General features: G+C 65.8%; 17 protein-coding genes. 10 read left to right on the forward strand and 7 right to left on the reverse strand.

Annotated elements, in window-relative coordinates; all coding sequences use genetic code 11:
* Window positions 1-2: 2 nt before the first annotated feature.
* From FFS18_RS02080 to FFS18_RS02125, 10 genes are all read left to right on the forward strand, one after another.
* Window positions 3-608, forward strand: a complete 606-nt coding sequence (locus FFS18_RS02080) for a flagellar basal body-associated FliL family protein (protein ID WP_137869581.1) — start codon at window positions 3-5, stop codon at window positions 606-608.
* Entirely contained in the window at window positions 605-1,537 is a 933-nt protein-coding gene (locus FFS18_RS02085) for a FliM/FliN family flagellar motor switch protein (RefSeq protein WP_137869582.1), read from the forward strand. The genes FFS18_RS02080 and FFS18_RS02085 overlap by 4 nt, the downstream gene beginning before the upstream one ends.
* The gene (fliN, locus tag FFS18_RS02090) at window positions 1,530-1,868 is read left to right on the forward strand and encodes a flagellar motor switch protein FliN (RefSeq protein WP_120217593.1); all 339 of its coding nucleotides are present in this window, start codon (window positions 1,530-1,532) and stop codon (window positions 1,866-1,868) included. Before FFS18_RS02085 ends, fliN begins: the two co-directional genes overlap by 8 nt.
* Window positions 1,868-2,146: a flagellar biosynthetic protein FliO gene (locus FFS18_RS02095; RefSeq protein WP_120217594.1), complete on the forward strand. Its 279-nt coding sequence runs from the start codon at window positions 1,868-1,870 to the stop codon at window positions 2,144-2,146. Before fliN ends, FFS18_RS02095 begins: the two co-directional genes overlap by 1 nt.
* Window positions 2,136-2,906 (forward strand): flagellar type III secretion system pore protein FliP, encoded by a 771-nt coding sequence (gene fliP / locus FFS18_RS02100; protein ID WP_120217595.1) that lies wholly within the window; start codon window positions 2,136-2,138, stop codon window positions 2,904-2,906. Before FFS18_RS02095 ends, fliP begins: the two co-directional genes overlap by 11 nt.
* Window positions 2,907-2,933: 27 nt before the next feature.
* Complete coding sequence (locus FFS18_RS02105) at window positions 2,934-3,179, forward strand: flagellar biosynthetic protein FliQ (RefSeq protein ID WP_088440544.1); 246 nt, start codon at window positions 2,934-2,936, stop codon at window positions 3,177-3,179.
* A gap of 241 nt (window positions 3,180-3,420) precedes the next feature.
* Window positions 3,421-4,200 (forward strand): flagellar biosynthetic protein FliR, encoded by a 780-nt coding sequence (gene fliR, locus FFS18_RS02110; protein WP_120217598.1) that lies wholly within the window; start codon window positions 3,421-3,423, stop codon window positions 4,198-4,200.
* Window positions 4,201-4,203: 3 nt separating this feature from the next.
* Complete coding sequence (locus tag FFS18_RS02115) at window positions 4,204-5,343, forward strand: EscU/YscU/HrcU family type III secretion system export apparatus switch protein (protein ID WP_137869583.1); 1,140 nt, start codon at window positions 4,204-4,206, stop codon at window positions 5,341-5,343.
* Window positions 5,344-5,388: 45 nt separating this feature from the next.
* A complete protein-coding gene (gene fliD, locus FFS18_RS02120; RefSeq protein WP_137869584.1) occupies window positions 5,389-6,756 on the forward strand; it encodes a flagellar filament capping protein FliD in 1,368 nt (455 codons plus the stop codon).
* 11 nt (window positions 6,757-6,767) lie between these two features.
* Complete coding sequence (locus FFS18_RS02125; protein WP_120217601.1) at window positions 6,768-7,157, forward strand: flagellar export chaperone FliS; 390 nt, start codon at window positions 6,768-6,770, stop codon at window positions 7,155-7,157.
* Window positions 7,158-7,350: 193 nt separating this feature from the next.
* Here the strand turns inward: FFS18_RS02125 and FFS18_RS02130 are convergent, their stop codons facing one another.
* From FFS18_RS02130 to FFS18_RS02160, 7 genes are all read right to left on the reverse strand, one after another.
* Complete coding sequence (locus FFS18_RS02130) at window positions 7,351-8,409, reverse strand: sigma-54 interaction domain-containing protein (protein ID WP_137869585.1); 1,059 nt, start codon at window positions 8,407-8,409, stop codon at window positions 7,351-7,353.
* A 181-nt stretch (window positions 8,410-8,590) separates the two neighbouring features.
* Complete coding sequence (locus tag FFS18_RS02135; protein WP_137869586.1) at window positions 8,591-9,451, reverse strand: flagellar motor protein MotB; 861 nt, start codon at window positions 9,449-9,451, stop codon at window positions 8,591-8,593.
* Window positions 9,451-10,314, reverse strand: a complete 864-nt coding sequence (motA, locus tag FFS18_RS02140) for a flagellar motor stator protein MotA (protein ID WP_137869587.1) — start codon at window positions 10,312-10,314, stop codon at window positions 9,451-9,453. The genes FFS18_RS02135 and motA overlap by 1 nt, the downstream gene beginning before the upstream one ends.
* A gap of 88 nt (window positions 10,315-10,402) precedes the next feature.
* Window positions 10,403-11,233 carry a flagellin gene (locus FFS18_RS02145; RefSeq protein WP_137869588.1) on the reverse strand — a complete coding sequence of 277 codons (831 nt, stop codon included), beginning with the start codon at window positions 11,231-11,233 and terminating at the stop codon, window positions 10,403-10,405.
* 13 nt (window positions 11,234-11,246) lie between these two features.
* Window positions 11,247-12,572 carry a flagellar hook-associated protein FlgK gene (gene flgK / locus FFS18_RS02150; RefSeq protein WP_137869589.1) on the reverse strand — a complete coding sequence of 442 codons (1,326 nt, stop codon included), beginning with the start codon at window positions 12,570-12,572 and terminating at the stop codon, window positions 11,247-11,249.
* Window positions 12,569-12,895, reverse strand: a complete 327-nt coding sequence (locus FFS18_RS02155) for a rod-binding protein (RefSeq protein WP_502704164.1) — start codon at window positions 12,893-12,895, stop codon at window positions 12,569-12,571. The genes flgK and FFS18_RS02155 overlap by 4 nt, the downstream gene beginning before the upstream one ends.
* Complete coding sequence (locus FFS18_RS02160) at window positions 12,895-14,004, reverse strand: flagellar basal body P-ring protein FlgI (protein ID WP_137869590.1); 1,110 nt, start codon at window positions 14,002-14,004, stop codon at window positions 12,895-12,897. Before FFS18_RS02160 ends, FFS18_RS02155 begins: the two co-directional genes overlap by 1 nt.
* Between the last annotated feature and the right edge of the window lie 10 nt (window positions 14,005-14,014).

Consider the following 14,014-nt stretch of genomic DNA (forward strand, 5'->3'; position numbering starts at 1 on the left):
GCATGAGCAAGGAAAAAGACGAAGCCGCGCCCAAGAAGAAGGGCAAGTTCAAGAAGCTGCTGTTCATCGGCGTCAGCGCCGTGGCACTGATCGGCGCCGGGGCGGGCGCGGGCATCTATTTCGGCGCGCTGTCGGCGCACGAGGCCAAGCCCGAGGATAATTATCCCAAGCTCGTCCTGCGCAGCACCGGCGAGGAACCCGCCGCCACCGAGGGCGAAGACAAGGAAGCCGCACCGAAGGTCGGCACCGTGTCGGTGCCCAACGACCGCTTCAAGGTCGACCCGCGCAAATATGACGTCACTTACTTTGCGATCCCCGATGCCTTCACGACCAACCTCGCCGACGGTTCGGGCTTTTTGCAGGCGGGTATCAGCCTTTCGACCTTTTATGACGGCAAGGTTATCAATAATATCAAACGCCAGGCCGTGCCGATCCGCTCGGTCGTGCTTATGGTCCTGTCCGAACAGGATCCGGCGTTGCTCTCGACATCGCAGGGGAAACAACGGCTGCAGCGGCAATTGACCGCTGCGATCAACGATGTGCTGCGCGAGAAAGAGGGTTTTGGTGGTATCGACAATGTCTATTTCACGAGCCTGGTGATCCAGTGAGCGTGCGCGAAAAATCCGTCAAAGCCGTAAAGCCGCCCGCCGCCCCGACCACCGAGGCGGCTGACGCCAAGGCGTCGTTGCTGCTGCGCAAGGCTGCGGACAGCTATGCCTTTCCGGCGCTCGACAGCGTCGCGGTCCAGTTCGCCCGCTCGCTCCGCGACCTGATCCGCGCGCTCGGCGTGCCATCGGTGCAGGTCGAACGCGCGAGCGCCGAAACGATGAGCTTCGCGGACTGGACCGCGGCGAGCGCTCCCGCGATCTTCTGGCGCTACCACGCGCCGCCGCTCAAGGGACCGGTGTTGCTCGGCGCACCGCGGCCGTTGCTGCTCCAGCTCGTCGACATCTTTTATGGTGGCAAGGGCAGCCTTGCCAGCGAGCGCGAAGAATTGACCGATGCCGAAGACCGCTTTGCGGCGCGGCTGGGCCGCGACATGGGGCTGCAACTCGCGGCAGCATGGGGCGACAAGCTGACCCTCGAGCCAGAGCTCGATTGCGTGACCGGCGACCCCGCCAAGCTTGCCGCGGTGCGCGCCGACGACGAGCTGTTCGTCCAGCGCTTCATCCTGCGCGGGGCGCCGCTCGAGGGGCGGACGATCGCCTGCGCCTATCCGCTCGCCGCGTTGCGCGGAATTGCCGGGGCCGAACCGGTCGCCGAAATCCCGGGCAACGCCGACCCGGTCTGGGCGAGCGCGCTCCACAAGACGCTGCGCGAGGTGCGCCTGCCCGTCCGCTCGGTTCTGGCGCGCCCCGAAATCAGCCTGGTGAAACTGCTGGCGCTCGCGGTCGGGGACATCATCCCGATCGGAATGCCGCGCCATGTCCCGATAACCGTCGCCGGGCGCAGCTTTGCCCTCGGCAGCATCGGCGAAGCCAATGGCAATGCCGCCATCATGATCGAACAAATCGAAAAAGGACCGAACCATGACTGATCTGAGTGACGCGCCGACGGCGCCGCGCACCGAGCGCCGCGACAGCAAGAATATCGCCGCGGCGCCCAATTTCGACCTGCTCGCCGGGGTGTCGCTGCGCGTGTCGGTCGAGGTCGGATCGACCTCGATGACGCTCGCCGAGCTGCTCGCGATCGACGAGGGCAGCGTAATCGAACTCGACCGCGCCGCGACCGACCTGCTCGACATCTATGCCAACGGCACGCTGATCGCGAAGGGCGAGATCGTCAGCGTCGATGGTCGTTACGGCATCCAGGTCGCCGAAGTCGTCGCGCCCGCGCGCGGCCTCGAAGGCTTTGAACGGAGAGGCTGATGTTCGAATATATCCTCCGCCTGCTCATCCTGCTGCCGCTGATCGGCGGCATGGCGTGGGGCAGCCTGTGGCTGTGGAAGCGCGTCCAGATGGGCGTACCGCTCGTCGGCGGCGCGGCGAAGGCGCGCGCGGTCGAAATGGTCGACGTCCTGCCGCTGGGCCCGGGATCGAAGCTGGCGGTGGTCGAATTTGCCGGTCAGCGGATCCTGGTCGCGGTGTCGCGTAACGGGATCACCCGCATCGCCGACGACGCGCAGGGGGATTTCCATGTCGACTGATCGCCGTTTCTGGCTTCGCGCCGCAGCGCTCGCCGGCGGCGCCGCGCTGCTGGTCGCAGCGCCCGCCGCCTATGCGCAAGCTGCCGACGGGCTCAGCCGCGCGGTGAACGACATTGGCGGCGACGGCCGCCCGCTGTCGCTGTCGTTGCAGATCCTGGTGCTGATGAGCCTGCTGACGGTGCTGCCGTCGCTGCTGCTGATGATGACCAGCTTCACGCGCATCATCATCGTCTTGTCGATCCTGCGCCACGCGCTCGGCCTGCAACAGACGCCGCCGAACCAGGTGCTGGTCGGTTTGAGCCTGTTCCTGTCGCTGTTCGTGATGCAGCCGGTGATCAGCGAAGTGAACCGCGTCGCGATCGAACCCTATGGTCAGGAACAGATCGATATCGGCGAAGCCGTATCGCGCTCCGGGGTCGCCCTCCATGGCTTCATGATGGCACAGACGCGCAAGTCCGACCTGATGATGTTCGCCAAGATTGCCAAGGCACCGGCCTATGCCAGCCCCAAGGACGTCCCGTTCTCGATCCTGCTCCCGGCCTTTGTCACCAGCGAGCTCAAGACCGCGTTCCAGATCGGCTTCCTGATCTTCCTGCCCTTCCTCGTCATCGACCTGATCGTGGCGTCGGCGCTGATGTCGCTCGGCATGATGATGCTGTCGCCAACGATCATCTCGATGCCGTTCAAGCTGCTGCTCTTCGTGCTCGTCGACGGCTGGGCGCTGACGATGGGCTCGCTCGCCGCCTCGTTCGGGACCTAAGCCGTGGAAACCGACTATTTCATCGGCATGGCGCAGCAATCCTTGTGGATCCTCGCGCTCGCCTCAGCGCCGCTGCTGCTGCCGGTGCTCGTCATCGGGGTGCTGCTCGGCATGGTGCAGGCGGCGACGTCGATCAACGAACAGACGCTGACCTTTGTCCCCAAACTGATCGTCGCGGCGATCTGCCTCGCGATCTTCGGCGGCAGCATCCTGGTGCTGCTCACCGATTTCACCCGCGACATCTTCGCGCAGATTCCCAACGTCGTCCGCTAGGGACCATGTCGATTCGACCCGCCACCTCCCTTTTCCTCCCCCTTGATGGGGGAGGCAGCGAGACTTGCCAGCTTGCTGGCTTAGTCGCAGCGGTGGGGGTGCGCTCTCTGCCTGAAGCGATGGTGCAAGGACGCGCCCTCACCCCCATCCAACTTCGCCTAGCCGCGTCGCGGCAAGGCTGCGTATCCTTCCCCCATCAAGGGGGAAGGCCGGTTGACACCCGACAGACAGCCGCACGTCGATGAACCCCGCCGACATCCCGAATATCGAGGCGATGCTCCAGCTATGGATGCTGGGGATGATCCGCCCCGGCGCCGCGTTCATCGCCGCGCCGGTGTTCGGGGCGACCAGTGTGCCGATCCAGCTGCGGCTGGTGATCGCGCTGGCGGTCGGCGTTCCCGCGGTCGCCGCATCGGGGATGGCGCTGCCCCCCGAAGGCATCGTGTCGGTCCCCGGCCTGCTGTTCATCATCGGCGAAGTCGTGATCGGGCTTGGCATCGGCTTTGTCCTGCAAATGGGGCTCGCCGCCGCGCTGCTCGCCGGTGAAGCGATCAGCAACGCCATGGGGCTGGGTTTTGCATCGATGGTCGATCCCCTGAGCGGTGCGTCGAGCTCGGCGATCGGCCAGTTCCTGTCGATGATGGCCACGGCCCTGTTCCTGGCCGCCGACGGCCATCTGGTGCTGATCGGCATCATCGTCGACAGCTATGTCGCGCTGCCGCCCGGCAATGCATTCCCCTCGTTCGAGGCGATCGGCGGGATATTGCGGTTCGGCAGCCTGATGTTTGCCGCGGCGCTGACGATCGCGATGCCGGTCGGCTTTGTCCTGATCCTGGTTCAGATCATCATGGGCGTCATCGGGCGATCGGCGCCCGCGCTCAACCTGTTCGCGGTCGGCATTCCCGCGACCCTGCTCGCCGGGATCGTCCTGCTGGGCGTCGCCACCCCGGCGATGGCTGAAGCGATCGCCCGCATTTTGTCCGACGCGCTCGACGGCGCGCGGATGTTCGCGGGGTTGTAAGCCATGGCAAGCAAACCCGAACAGGACCAGAAAACCGAAAAGCCGACGCCCAAGAAGCTGGCCGATTCGGCGCGCGAGGGCGATGTGCTGATGTCGCGCGAGCTGGCGACCGCGCTGATGATGCTCGCCGCCGCCGGATGGATCGTCGCGGCGGGCGGCTGGTTCGTCCAATCGGCGAGCGACCTTGTGCGCCGCGGGCTGACGCTGACCGCCGCCGACGTCAGCGACTTTTCCCCCGCCGAGGCACTGATGCGCAACGGGGTCGAAATCCTGCTCCCGCTCGCCAGCCTGTTCGCGCTCGCGCTGGGCGCCGCGGTCGCGGGGCCGGCGCTGCTCGGCTCGTTCGGCTGGCGCAGCAAGGCGCTGGCATTCAAGGGCAACCGGATGAACCCGATGGCCGGGTTCAAACGCATGTTCGGGCTGCAAGGCGCGACTGAGCTCGGCAAGGCGCTGGCCAAGGTCCTGCTGCTTGGCACCATCGGTTACTGGCTGGTCGATGGCAGCCTGCCCGCGATCATGACGATGGCGCAGGCCGATCTGCTCGGCGCGATCGGGCAGGCCGGTAAAGCGATCGGCCATGCCATGCTGGTGCTGGCCGGCGGGCTGGTCGTCATCGCGCTGATCGACGTCCCGGCGCAATGGTTCCAGCGCAACAAGCGGCTGATGATGAGCAAGCAGGAAGTGAAGGAAGAGATGCGCCAGTCCGACGGCGCCCCCGAGCTCAAGCAGGCGCAGCGCCAGCGCGCGCACGAGATGCTGAGCGGTTCGGCGCGCAAGGCGGTGTCCGAAGCGACGGTCGTGCTGACCAACCCGACCCATTTTTCGATCGCGCTGCGCTATCGTCCCGGCATCGACGCCGCCCCCGTGGTGGTCGCGCGCGGGCGCGGCGACGTCGCGCTGGCGATCCGCGAGCTGGCGCGCGGTGCCAATGTCCCGCTGCTCGAATATCCGGCGCTGACCCGCGCCATCTATTTCACCGCGCGCGCGGGGCGCGTGATTCCCGACGAATTGTTCGTCGCGGTTGCGACCGTGCTCGCCTTTGTCTTTCAGCTCGAACGCATGGTTGCCGAAGGCCATGGGCAGCCGGTGGTCGACGTGCCGCCGACGCATCGCTTCGATCCCGACGGTCGCCGCCAGGCTTAAAATCGCCGCCGCGCCGCCGTTAACAGGTGCGAAGGATATTTCGCGATGGTCAGTTCAATTGCAAACAGCCTCGGCTTTGGATCGGGCATCGACACCAAACAGCTCGTCACCGACCTGTCGAACGCGTCGCGCGATCCCAAGATCAAGCATATGGCGACGCTGACGCAGGCGAACCAGACGCGGATCAGCGCGCTGGCAAAGGCGCGATCCGATCTCGACGGCTTTGCCGACTCGCTCAGCCAGATGGTGAGCGACGGCACCTTGCGCAGCACGCCGACGGTGTCGGACGAAAGCGTGCTCGGCGCGACCAGCCGCGCGGGGCTGTCCGCCGACAGTTTTGCCGCCACGGTGGTGGTCAACCAGCTTGCCAGGGCGCAAACAAATTATTCGGGCGTCGTCGCCGACCGCACCGCCGCGATCGGCACGGGCACGATGACGCTGTCGGTCGGCGGGGTCGCCAAGACGATCACGATCGACGCCGCGAACAACAGCCTCGACGGACTGGCCAATGCAATCAACGCAAGCGGCGCCGGGGTCACCGCGTCGATCATCGCCGACGACGGCGGTCACCGCCTGATCCTGAAAGGCCCGACGGGGGCGGCAAGCGCCTTCACGCTGACCGCCGACGCCGGCGCCGACCCGGGGCTGAGCGCCTTTGGCACGGGCACGATGACATTGGGCCAGAGCGCCGCCAATGCCGAATTCACCATCGACGGCGTCGCCTTCAGCCGCGCGAACAACATCATCGACGACGTCGTGCCGGGCATGTCGCTGACGCTGAAAAAGGCGGCACCGGGCCAGCCGGTGGACATCGGCGCCAGCCGCCCGCTGAACATGATCAAGCAGACCGTCGGCGACTTTGTCGCGGTGTACAACCAGCTGAAGCAAAGCATGGTGGCGGCGTCGAAGCTGCCCGGTGCGACAAGCTCGCTGCGCGAACTCGAACGCGAACTCGGCGGGCTGCTGCACAAGGTGATCTCGAGCCACGGCAGCATCAACAAGCTGTCCGATATTGGCATCTCGACGACCAAGGAAGGGCTGCTTTCGATCGACAATAGCAAGCTCGACAAGGTTCTGGCCGCCGATGCCGGAGCGGTCGAAGCCTTGTTCAACCCGCGACGCGACGCGACGCACACCGAATTCAGCGATCCCGGCATCGCCTTTGCGCTGGACGCCATTCGCGACAAGGCGGTCGGCGCCAATGGCACCATGGACCGCGTATCGAAGTCGCTCCAGGCGCAGAAGGAAACGCTGGCCGACCGGCTCGAGGCGATCGAGGAACGCGAAGACGCCTATCGCGCCCGGCTGGAGAAACAATATGGCGCGCTCGACGCCAAGCTGGCGGCGTTCAAGGCGACGCAGACCTATCTCGAACAACAGATCAAGCTCTGGTCCAACCAGGGCAATGATTAGGGACATCGAACGTGACGGCAACCGCTTCGACCGTCCGGGCGACCGGACTCTATCGCCGCTTGCAGCACGAAAGCCGCGCCGCCGCCGCCGATCCGATCGAGCTGGTGACGATGCTCTATGACGAGCTGGAAACCGCGATCGGCGTGCTCGGATCGATGGTGCGGCAGGGCCAGCGCATTTCGGCGACCGAACCCGCGCACCGTGCGCGAACGATCCTGATCGGGCTCGACGCCGGACTCGACCGCGAAGCCGGCGGCGATGTCGCGGAATCGCTGTCGCGCGTCTATCGCAGCATGCGCCGCAAACTCGACGAGTCGGTGGCCCAGAATGACGGCGAGGCGCTGGCCGAGCTGCTCGACGGCGTGCTGACGGTCAGCGCCGCGTGGCGCCAGCTGCGCTGAACCCACCGCGCTCGCGCATCTTCGAAACAGTATCGGCCCGCTCCCCGGGGTTGGGGGAGCGGGCCGATGCCGTTTCAAAAGATCCCGCTGGGTACCCGGCCGCCCTGGGTGGGGACGGGCGGCCGGGTGGTCAGGGGCGGACCAGAGCCCCCTATTTTTCAGCGGGTGCTGAAACTCGTGTCGCGGGCGCCGGTCAGGCCGCCTGCTGCTGAACCCCATATTTGCGCATCTTTTCGATCAAGGTCGTGCGCTTCAGCGTCAGCAGGCGCGCGGCTTCGGAAATGATGCCGTCGGCAAGGTCGAGCGCGACGTGGATCTGTTCGAGCTCGATCGTCTCGATCTCGCGCTTGAGGTCGATCGGGCGGCCCGGCGCGGGTGCCTTGGCATGCGGCATCGCGGGGGCGGGTTCATCCGCGCTGGCCTGCACCGCGGCAAAGCTGCTGGGGACAGCCTGCCGCGGCGCAAGCGCTGCGGTGGGGTTCAAAAGGATCGCGACATCGTCGGCGCCCAGCGTTTCACCGCCGTGCAGCACGCTGGCGCGTTCGACAAAATTCCGGAGTTCGCGGACATTGCCCGGCCAGCGGTGCTGCATCAGCAGCGCCATCGCATCGGCGTCGAAGCGGCATTTCGCTTCGCCCGGCATCTTGCGCTGGAAATGGCGGATGAGCGCGGGAATATCCTCGGCGCGGCTGGCCAGGCTGGGGACCTGGAGCACAACCACGCCGAGCCGGAAGAACAGGTCTTCGCGGAATTTGCCATCGGCGATCGCGGCGCCGAGATCCTGGTGGGTGGCCGAAATGACGCGGACGTCGACGGCCTTCACCTCGCTGCTGCCGACGCGGACGATCGTCCGTTCTTCGAGCACGCGGAGCAGTTTGACCTGCATGTCGAACCGCATGTCGCCGATTTCATCGAGGAACAAAGTGCCGCCTTCGCTTGCTTCGAAATGGCCGATGCGGCGGGCATGGGCGCCGGTGAAGCTGCCCTTTTCATGCCCAAACAATTCGGATTCGATCAGGTCGCCGGGGATCGCGCCGCAGTTGATCGCGGAAAAGGCCTTGCCCGAACGGACACCTTCGTCGTGGATGGCGCGGGCGACAAGTTCCTTGCCCGATCCCGACGGGCCGCAGAGCATGACCGAAGCGTTGGACCGTGCGACGCGGCGGATCATGTCGCGCAGCTGCACGGCTGCCGCGCTGCTGCCGATGATCAGCGTCTCGAGCGCTGCGTTATGATTCTGCCCCACGGTCATTTCGGTCTCCACCGCGCCCCCCAATCGGCGCCTTTTCGATGGACCCAGAAATTGACGAAAGTGGTAAACAAAAGATTATCCAATCAGCCATAACCCATTCAAAACAAAGGGTTATTGCCAGATTGGATGTAATGGCGGCGCAATTGCGTCATTAACGATCCGATATGCTGCCAGATTGGCACTAATTACCTGAGGCGGTGCGCCAGCCGAGGGTGATCGAGATGCGGCGGTTGCGCGGATCGAATCGGTCGGTGGGGACATAGGGCTCGCGATCGGCGACCCCTTCGATGCGCTGGAAGCGCGTCTTGTCGATCCCGCGATACTCGAGGAAGTGGCGCGTGACCTCGGCGCGGTCGACCGACAGACGCCAATTGTTGGTTCCCGACTTGGCCGACCAGGGTGCGGCATCGGTGTGCCCGCGCACCATGACCTGGTTCGGCATTTCGGCGACCGGTCCGGCAATTTCGCTGAACAACCGCACGCCAGCGGGGGTCAGCTGGCTGGTGCCGATGGCGAACATCGAAAAATCGGCGTCGTCGATCACGTCAATGCGCAGCCCTTCAATCGTTTCGGTGAAGCGCAGGTTGCGCGCAAAGCGCCGGAGTTCGCCCTTGGCCTGCACCCGTTCGGTCAGCGCCTTGGCGACGCGCTGGAACTTCAGCCGCTCACGCTCGCGGCCCGATGCTTCCTTGGGCCCGCCGGTGGCGTCGCGCGGGATCGTCATCGATTTGGTGCCGGTCTGTGCCGCACCATGCGGATATTTGTCCGCGGCGACGAGCGAATCGCCGCCAAAGAAACCGTTCGATCCTGCCGTGTCCTGTTTCGACTGGACGATCGTCGGCGCGAAATAGTCGGCGAGTGCCTTGCGCTGCTTTTCGGTCGTGGCGCCAAGCAGCCACATCAACAGGAAAAAGGCCATCATTGCGGTCACGAAATCGGCATAGGCGACCTTCCACGCCCCGCCATGATGACCGGCATGGGCCTCCTGAATGATCTTCTTGACGATGATCGGGCGCGGCGGGGTGTTGGGACGCGCTGCCATTACCGACCCCGCATCCCGTCAAACACTTCGGCAAAGCTCGGCTGGTTCGAATGTTCGACCCCCGAGCGCGCCGCCTCGATCACCAGCGGCTGCGGATGACCGTGCAGCGAGGCAATGATCAGCTGCTTCACCGTGTGATAGATCGCGCCATCGCCTTCGATCACGGTCCGCGCACGCGTCGCGAACGGGCCGACCAGGCCATAGGCGAGCAACACGCCAAGGAAGGTGCCGACGAGCGCCGACCCGATCATGCCGCCCAGAATCTCGGGCGGCTTGTCGATCGACCCCATGGTCTTCACGACGCCGAGCACCGCGGCGACAATGCCGAGCGCGGGGAGCGCGTCGGCCAGATTCTGCAAACCGTCGGCGGGCTTGATCGCGTGATGGTGATGGTTCTTGAGCGCGGCGTCCATGACGTCCTCGACCGCGTGCGGATCGAGCGTCCCCGACGACACGACGACGAGGCGCAGCGTGTCGCAGATCAGGTGGATCAGCGTGTCGTCCTTCAGCAATTTGGGATATTGCTGGAACAGCGCCGAGTTTTTCGGATCCTCGATATGCGGTTCGACCGCGACCGGCCCCTCGGTCCGCATCATCTTCATCAGCGTCGAGACGAGCAGGATGCAATCGAGATAGTCCTGCTTCTTATACTGCGGTCCCTTGAACACCTTGGCGAGGCCGCCGCCGAGGGCTTTGAGGTCAGCGCCCGAATTGCCGATGATCAGCGACCCGATCGCGGCGCCGCCGATGATCAGCATTTCGTGCGGCAGGGCGTGCATGACGGGGCCAAGGTTGCCGCCCGTCAAAGCGAAACCCCCGAACACCAGCAGGATCAGGACGACGATGCCGATTGCGGGAAACATGCGGGGTCAACTCCATCCGGGCCGAAAGCCCCAAATTCAAAAGACGTCTTTATACTTAACGGCAGCCGCGCCGCTAAATTGAGCGCGATCAGCGCAAAAGATCGAACAAGGTCTGCCGGTTGATCTTGGCAAAGGCCGCCTGCGCGGCAGCCAGCGTCAGATCCTGCGCGTTGAGTTCGGCGATCGCGACCGACAGGTCGGTATCCTCGACCGACGAGCGCTCGTCCTTGAGCGTGATGCCTCGCGCCGCCAGCTCGTCGCCGATGCGATCGAGCCGCCCGCCCGCCAGACCGATGCCCGCATGGCGGTCGGCAACATGGCCGATCGCATTGTCCAGCGCGGTGATCGCCGTGTCGATCGCGGGCTTGTTGCCGACGGCCACCGCAGTGGCGGCATCGCGGATGCCGGTCGACAGGCTGTTGCCCGCGATCACGAAAACATCTGCCGCCGCGGGAACCGGGGCAAAGCTGATATCCGAATCAAAGCGCATGACGCGCGCCGCACCGGTGGCGAACAAGGGCTCACCGTTCGAATCGCGCGTCGCCGCGAGGCTGTCCATTTCGTCGGCGATCGTGCCGAGTTCGGCGGCGATCGTCGCGCGGTCGGCGGGACTGGCGGTACCGCTTGCCGCAGCGAGCGTCAGCTCGCGCGCCCGGGTCATCAGATTGCTGACCGATTTCATCACGCCGTCGGCCTGCGATACCAGCGCCGATGCGGCGTTGATGTTGGTATCCCACGCGGCGATGCTGGCCTGGCTGGTGCCGATCGTCGCGATCCGCCGCGCCGACACCGGATCGTCTGACATGCGCTGCAGCCGCTTGCCGCTCGAAATCTGGATCTGCGTCCGTTCGATCTGCTCGGCGAGTTTTTGCTGGCGCGCGATTTCGCGCGTCATGCGATTGCCCACGGCGTTAATCATCGTCGTCGCCCTCCTAGATCGAGCTCAAGAGCGTTTGCATGGTTTCGCGCGCGACCTGGATGGTCCGCGCCGCCGCCTGATAGGCCTGCTGGAAGCGCAGCAGCTCGGCCGCTTCCTTGTCGAGATCGACCTCGCTGACCCCGTCGCGCGCCGCCGCCGATGCATCGGCGCGCGTCGCCGCCGCGGCGTCCTGCGCCCGCGCCGCGGCCGTCGTCTGCGCCTGCGTCGCGAGGTGTCCGGACCAGCGCGTTTCGGGATCGCCCGCGCCGCGCATCGCACCGAAGGTCAGCATATTGCCGTTGCTGCCCGATCCGTTGGCCGCCGCCACCTGATCGGGGGTCAGCGCGGTCGCGGTCAGCGTGGCAGCCGTTGCGCCCGCGAACAGCGGTTGGCCCGCATTGCCATTGGCGTCGGTGCCCGCCTGATGGGCCGCGTTGAGCTGCGCCGCGAACGATGTCGCCATCGTGTCGAGCCCAGCGCGCTGGTCGGCAACATGATTGGCGGCCTCCGCCTGTCCGGCGAGCGAACCCGTCGTCACGGTGAGCGGCGATCCGCCGACGCTGTACGACAGGCGCCCGTCCGCCGCCGCGGTGACCGCGATCGGATTGACCGCACCGCCGCCGACGAGCAGGTCGCCCGAGCCCGCGGCGCGCAAGGTCACCGAGCCATTGCTTTCAAAGGTCGCGCTGACCCCGGCTTGCGACGACAATTTGTCGAGCAGCCGATCGCGTTCGTCGAGCAAGCTCGCCTGATTGGTCGATCCCGGCCGCGCCTTGCGCAGCCCGATGTTGATCTGTTCGAGCGCGTTCAGATTGGCGTTGAAATCTTCAACGGTGCTCGCCGCCGCGCCCTCGATCCCGTCGCTCATCTTGTCGAGCTGGCCCGCGGCGGTGCGAAACCCCGATGCAATATCATCGGCGGCCTGCAGGAACTGGCTGCGCAGCGTCGTGTTCGCGGGATTGGCGGTCAGCTGGTCGGCGGTGGTGAACAGCTTGGTCAGCCCGGTCTTGATGCCGTTGGTTTCGTCGCTGAGCGCGCCTTCGACCTTGCCGAGCCAGCCGAGCTTGGTTGCCGCGCGTTCCGAATCGCCCGAGGACAGCCGCGAATCCTCGATCAGCCAGGCATCGACCGAACGGCTGACGCCGCGGATCTCGACCCCCGCGGGGTTCACATTGCCGCGATAGAACAGCGAATCGCTGCCGCTGACCGGCTCCATCATTTCGAGCCGTCGCCGCGCATAACCCGGGGTCTGGGCGTTGGCGATATTGTCGCCGACGGTCGACAGCGCGCGCGAATAGGCCTTCAGCCCGCTATAGCCGATGCCGAGGAGGTCGGTCATTGCACGCCTCCCGCCGCATTGCCCAGCTGTCCGCGGAACTGCCGCTCGACCATGTCGGCGATGCCGAACTGGCGCATCGCGGCGATCGAATCGGCGGTGCGCGCATCGGCCATTTCACGGAAGTTGTCGGTGGCGCTGGACCCCAGCATATCCTCGCCAAGCTTTGCCTGGCGCATCGATGCCATCAGCTGGCGCAGAATCACCGCTTCAAATTGTTCCGCGGCCTTGCGCAGTCCGCCGTCGCCGCCACCGCCCGCGAGGGTCGGGGTGGCCGAGGCCGGTACGAACGACCGCGTGGCGGGGGTCGAAGATATGGGCATCATCATATGATCACCAATTCTGCTGTGAGGGCACCCGCCTGGCTGAGCGCCTCGAGGATCGCGACCAGATCGCCGGGCGACACGCCCAGGCGGTTGATCGAATCGACGAGTTCGGACAGCGAGGCATTCGGTTTCATCAAGAAGGCGGGGCGAACGTCTTCGGCGACTTCGATCTCGCTCGACGGTTCGACCGCTGTCTCGCCGCGGCTGAACGGCGCGGGCTGGACGACCGTCGGCTGCTCCTTGATCGAGACGGTGAGCTTGCCGTGGCTGACCGCGGCGGTGCCGACGCGGACCGCGCCGTTGATCACCACCGTACCGGTGCGGGCGTTGACGATGACCTTGGCGGGCGGTTCGGCGCGCTGGACGGCGAGATTTTCGATCTGCGACATCAATCGCATGCGGTCGTCGCCGTTGCCGCCGGTGCGGATCGCGATGCTGGCGCCGTCGATCATCGACGCGCTGTTCGGGATCGCCGCGTTGATCGCATCGGCGACACGCTTGGCATTGGTTGCGTCGAACTGGTGGAGGTTAAACGTCAGCCAGTCGCTGGACGCAAAGCCGGTATCGACCGCGCGCTCGACCGTCGCACCGCCGGCGATGCGGCCGCTCGACGGGACGTTGACGGTGACCTTCGACCCGTCGGCAGCATCGACGCCGAGCCCGCCGATGACCAGATTGCCCTGGACCATCGCGTAAATCTGGCCGTCGGCGCCATAGAGCGGCGCGAGCACGAGCGTGCCGCCGCGCAGGCTTTTCGCCTTGCCAATTGCCGAGACGGTGACGTCGAGCCGCTGGCCGGGTTTGGCAAAGGGCGGCAGTTCGGCGGTAATCATCACCGCCGCGGCATTCTTCAGCGCCGGGTTGACCCCCGGCGGCAAGGTCAGGCCAAAGCGCGAGATCGCGCCCTTCATGCCCAGCGTCGAATAGTCGAGGCTGTCGTCGCCCGTTCCCGCGAGCCCGACGACGATGCCGTAGCCGGTGAGCTGGTTGGCGCGCAGTCCCTGGAACTGACCCATGTCCTTGATGCGTTCGGCCTGCGCCGGCGCCGCAAAGGCGAGGCTGGCCAACAGAAGCCCGATCAGGGCGAACAGGGTGGGACGCTGGGTCACAGAAAGTATC

The sequence above is a fragment of the Sphingopyxis sp. 2PD genome, from assembly GCF_005503695.1.
In the GTDB taxonomy this organism is placed as follows: domain Bacteria; phylum Pseudomonadota; class Alphaproteobacteria; order Sphingomonadales; family Sphingomonadaceae; genus Sphingopyxis.

What these genes read in the sequence shown, in the direction of transcription:
- FFS18_RS02155 (WP_502704164.1), bottom strand. Translation starts at nt 12,895, where the DNA reads ATGATGCCCATATCTTCGACCCCCGCCACGCGGTCGTTCGTACCGGCC.
- fliD (WP_137869584.1), top strand. Translation starts at nt 5,389, where the DNA reads ATGGTCAGTTCAATTGCAAACAGCCTCGGCTTTGGATCGGGCATCGAC.
- fliR (WP_120217598.1), top strand. Translation starts at nt 3,421, where the DNA reads ATGAACCCCGCCGACATCCCGAATATCGAGGCGATGCTCCAGCTATGG.
- FFS18_RS02115 (WP_137869583.1), top strand. Translation starts at nt 4,204, where the DNA reads ATGGCAAGCAAACCCGAACAGGACCAGAAAACCGAAAAGCCGACGCCC.
- FFS18_RS02130 (WP_137869585.1), bottom strand. Translation starts at nt 8,409, where the DNA reads ATGACCGTGGGGCAGAATCATAACGCAGCGCTCGAGACGCTGATCATC.
- FFS18_RS02080 (WP_137869581.1), top strand. Translation starts at nt 3, where the DNA reads ATGAGCAAGGAAAAAGACGAAGCCGCGCCCAAGAAGAAGGGCAAGTTC.
- fliN (WP_120217593.1), top strand. Translation starts at nt 1,530, where the DNA reads ATGACTGATCTGAGTGACGCGCCGACGGCGCCGCGCACCGAGCGCCGC.
- motA (WP_137869587.1), bottom strand. Translation starts at nt 10,314, where the DNA reads ATGTTTCCCGCAATCGGCATCGTCGTCCTGATCCTGCTGGTGTTCGGG.
- FFS18_RS02135 (WP_137869586.1), bottom strand. Translation starts at nt 9,451, where the DNA reads ATGGCAGCGCGTCCCAACACCCCGCCGCGCCCGATCATCGTCAAGAAG.
- FFS18_RS02145 (WP_137869588.1), bottom strand. Translation starts at nt 11,233, where the DNA reads ATGATTAACGCCGTGGGCAATCGCATGACGCGCGAAATCGCGCGCCAG.
- fliP (WP_120217595.1), top strand. Translation starts at nt 2,136, where the DNA reads ATGTCGACTGATCGCCGTTTCTGGCTTCGCGCCGCAGCGCTCGCCGGC.
- flgK (WP_137869589.1), bottom strand. Translation starts at nt 12,572, where the DNA reads ATGACCGACCTCCTCGGCATCGGCTATAGCGGGCTGAAGGCCTATTCG.
- FFS18_RS02105 (WP_088440544.1), top strand. Translation starts at nt 2,934, where the DNA reads ATGGCGCAGCAATCCTTGTGGATCCTCGCGCTCGCCTCAGCGCCGCTG.
- FFS18_RS02095 (WP_120217594.1), top strand. Translation starts at nt 1,868, where the DNA reads ATGTTCGAATATATCCTCCGCCTGCTCATCCTGCTGCCGCTGATCGGC.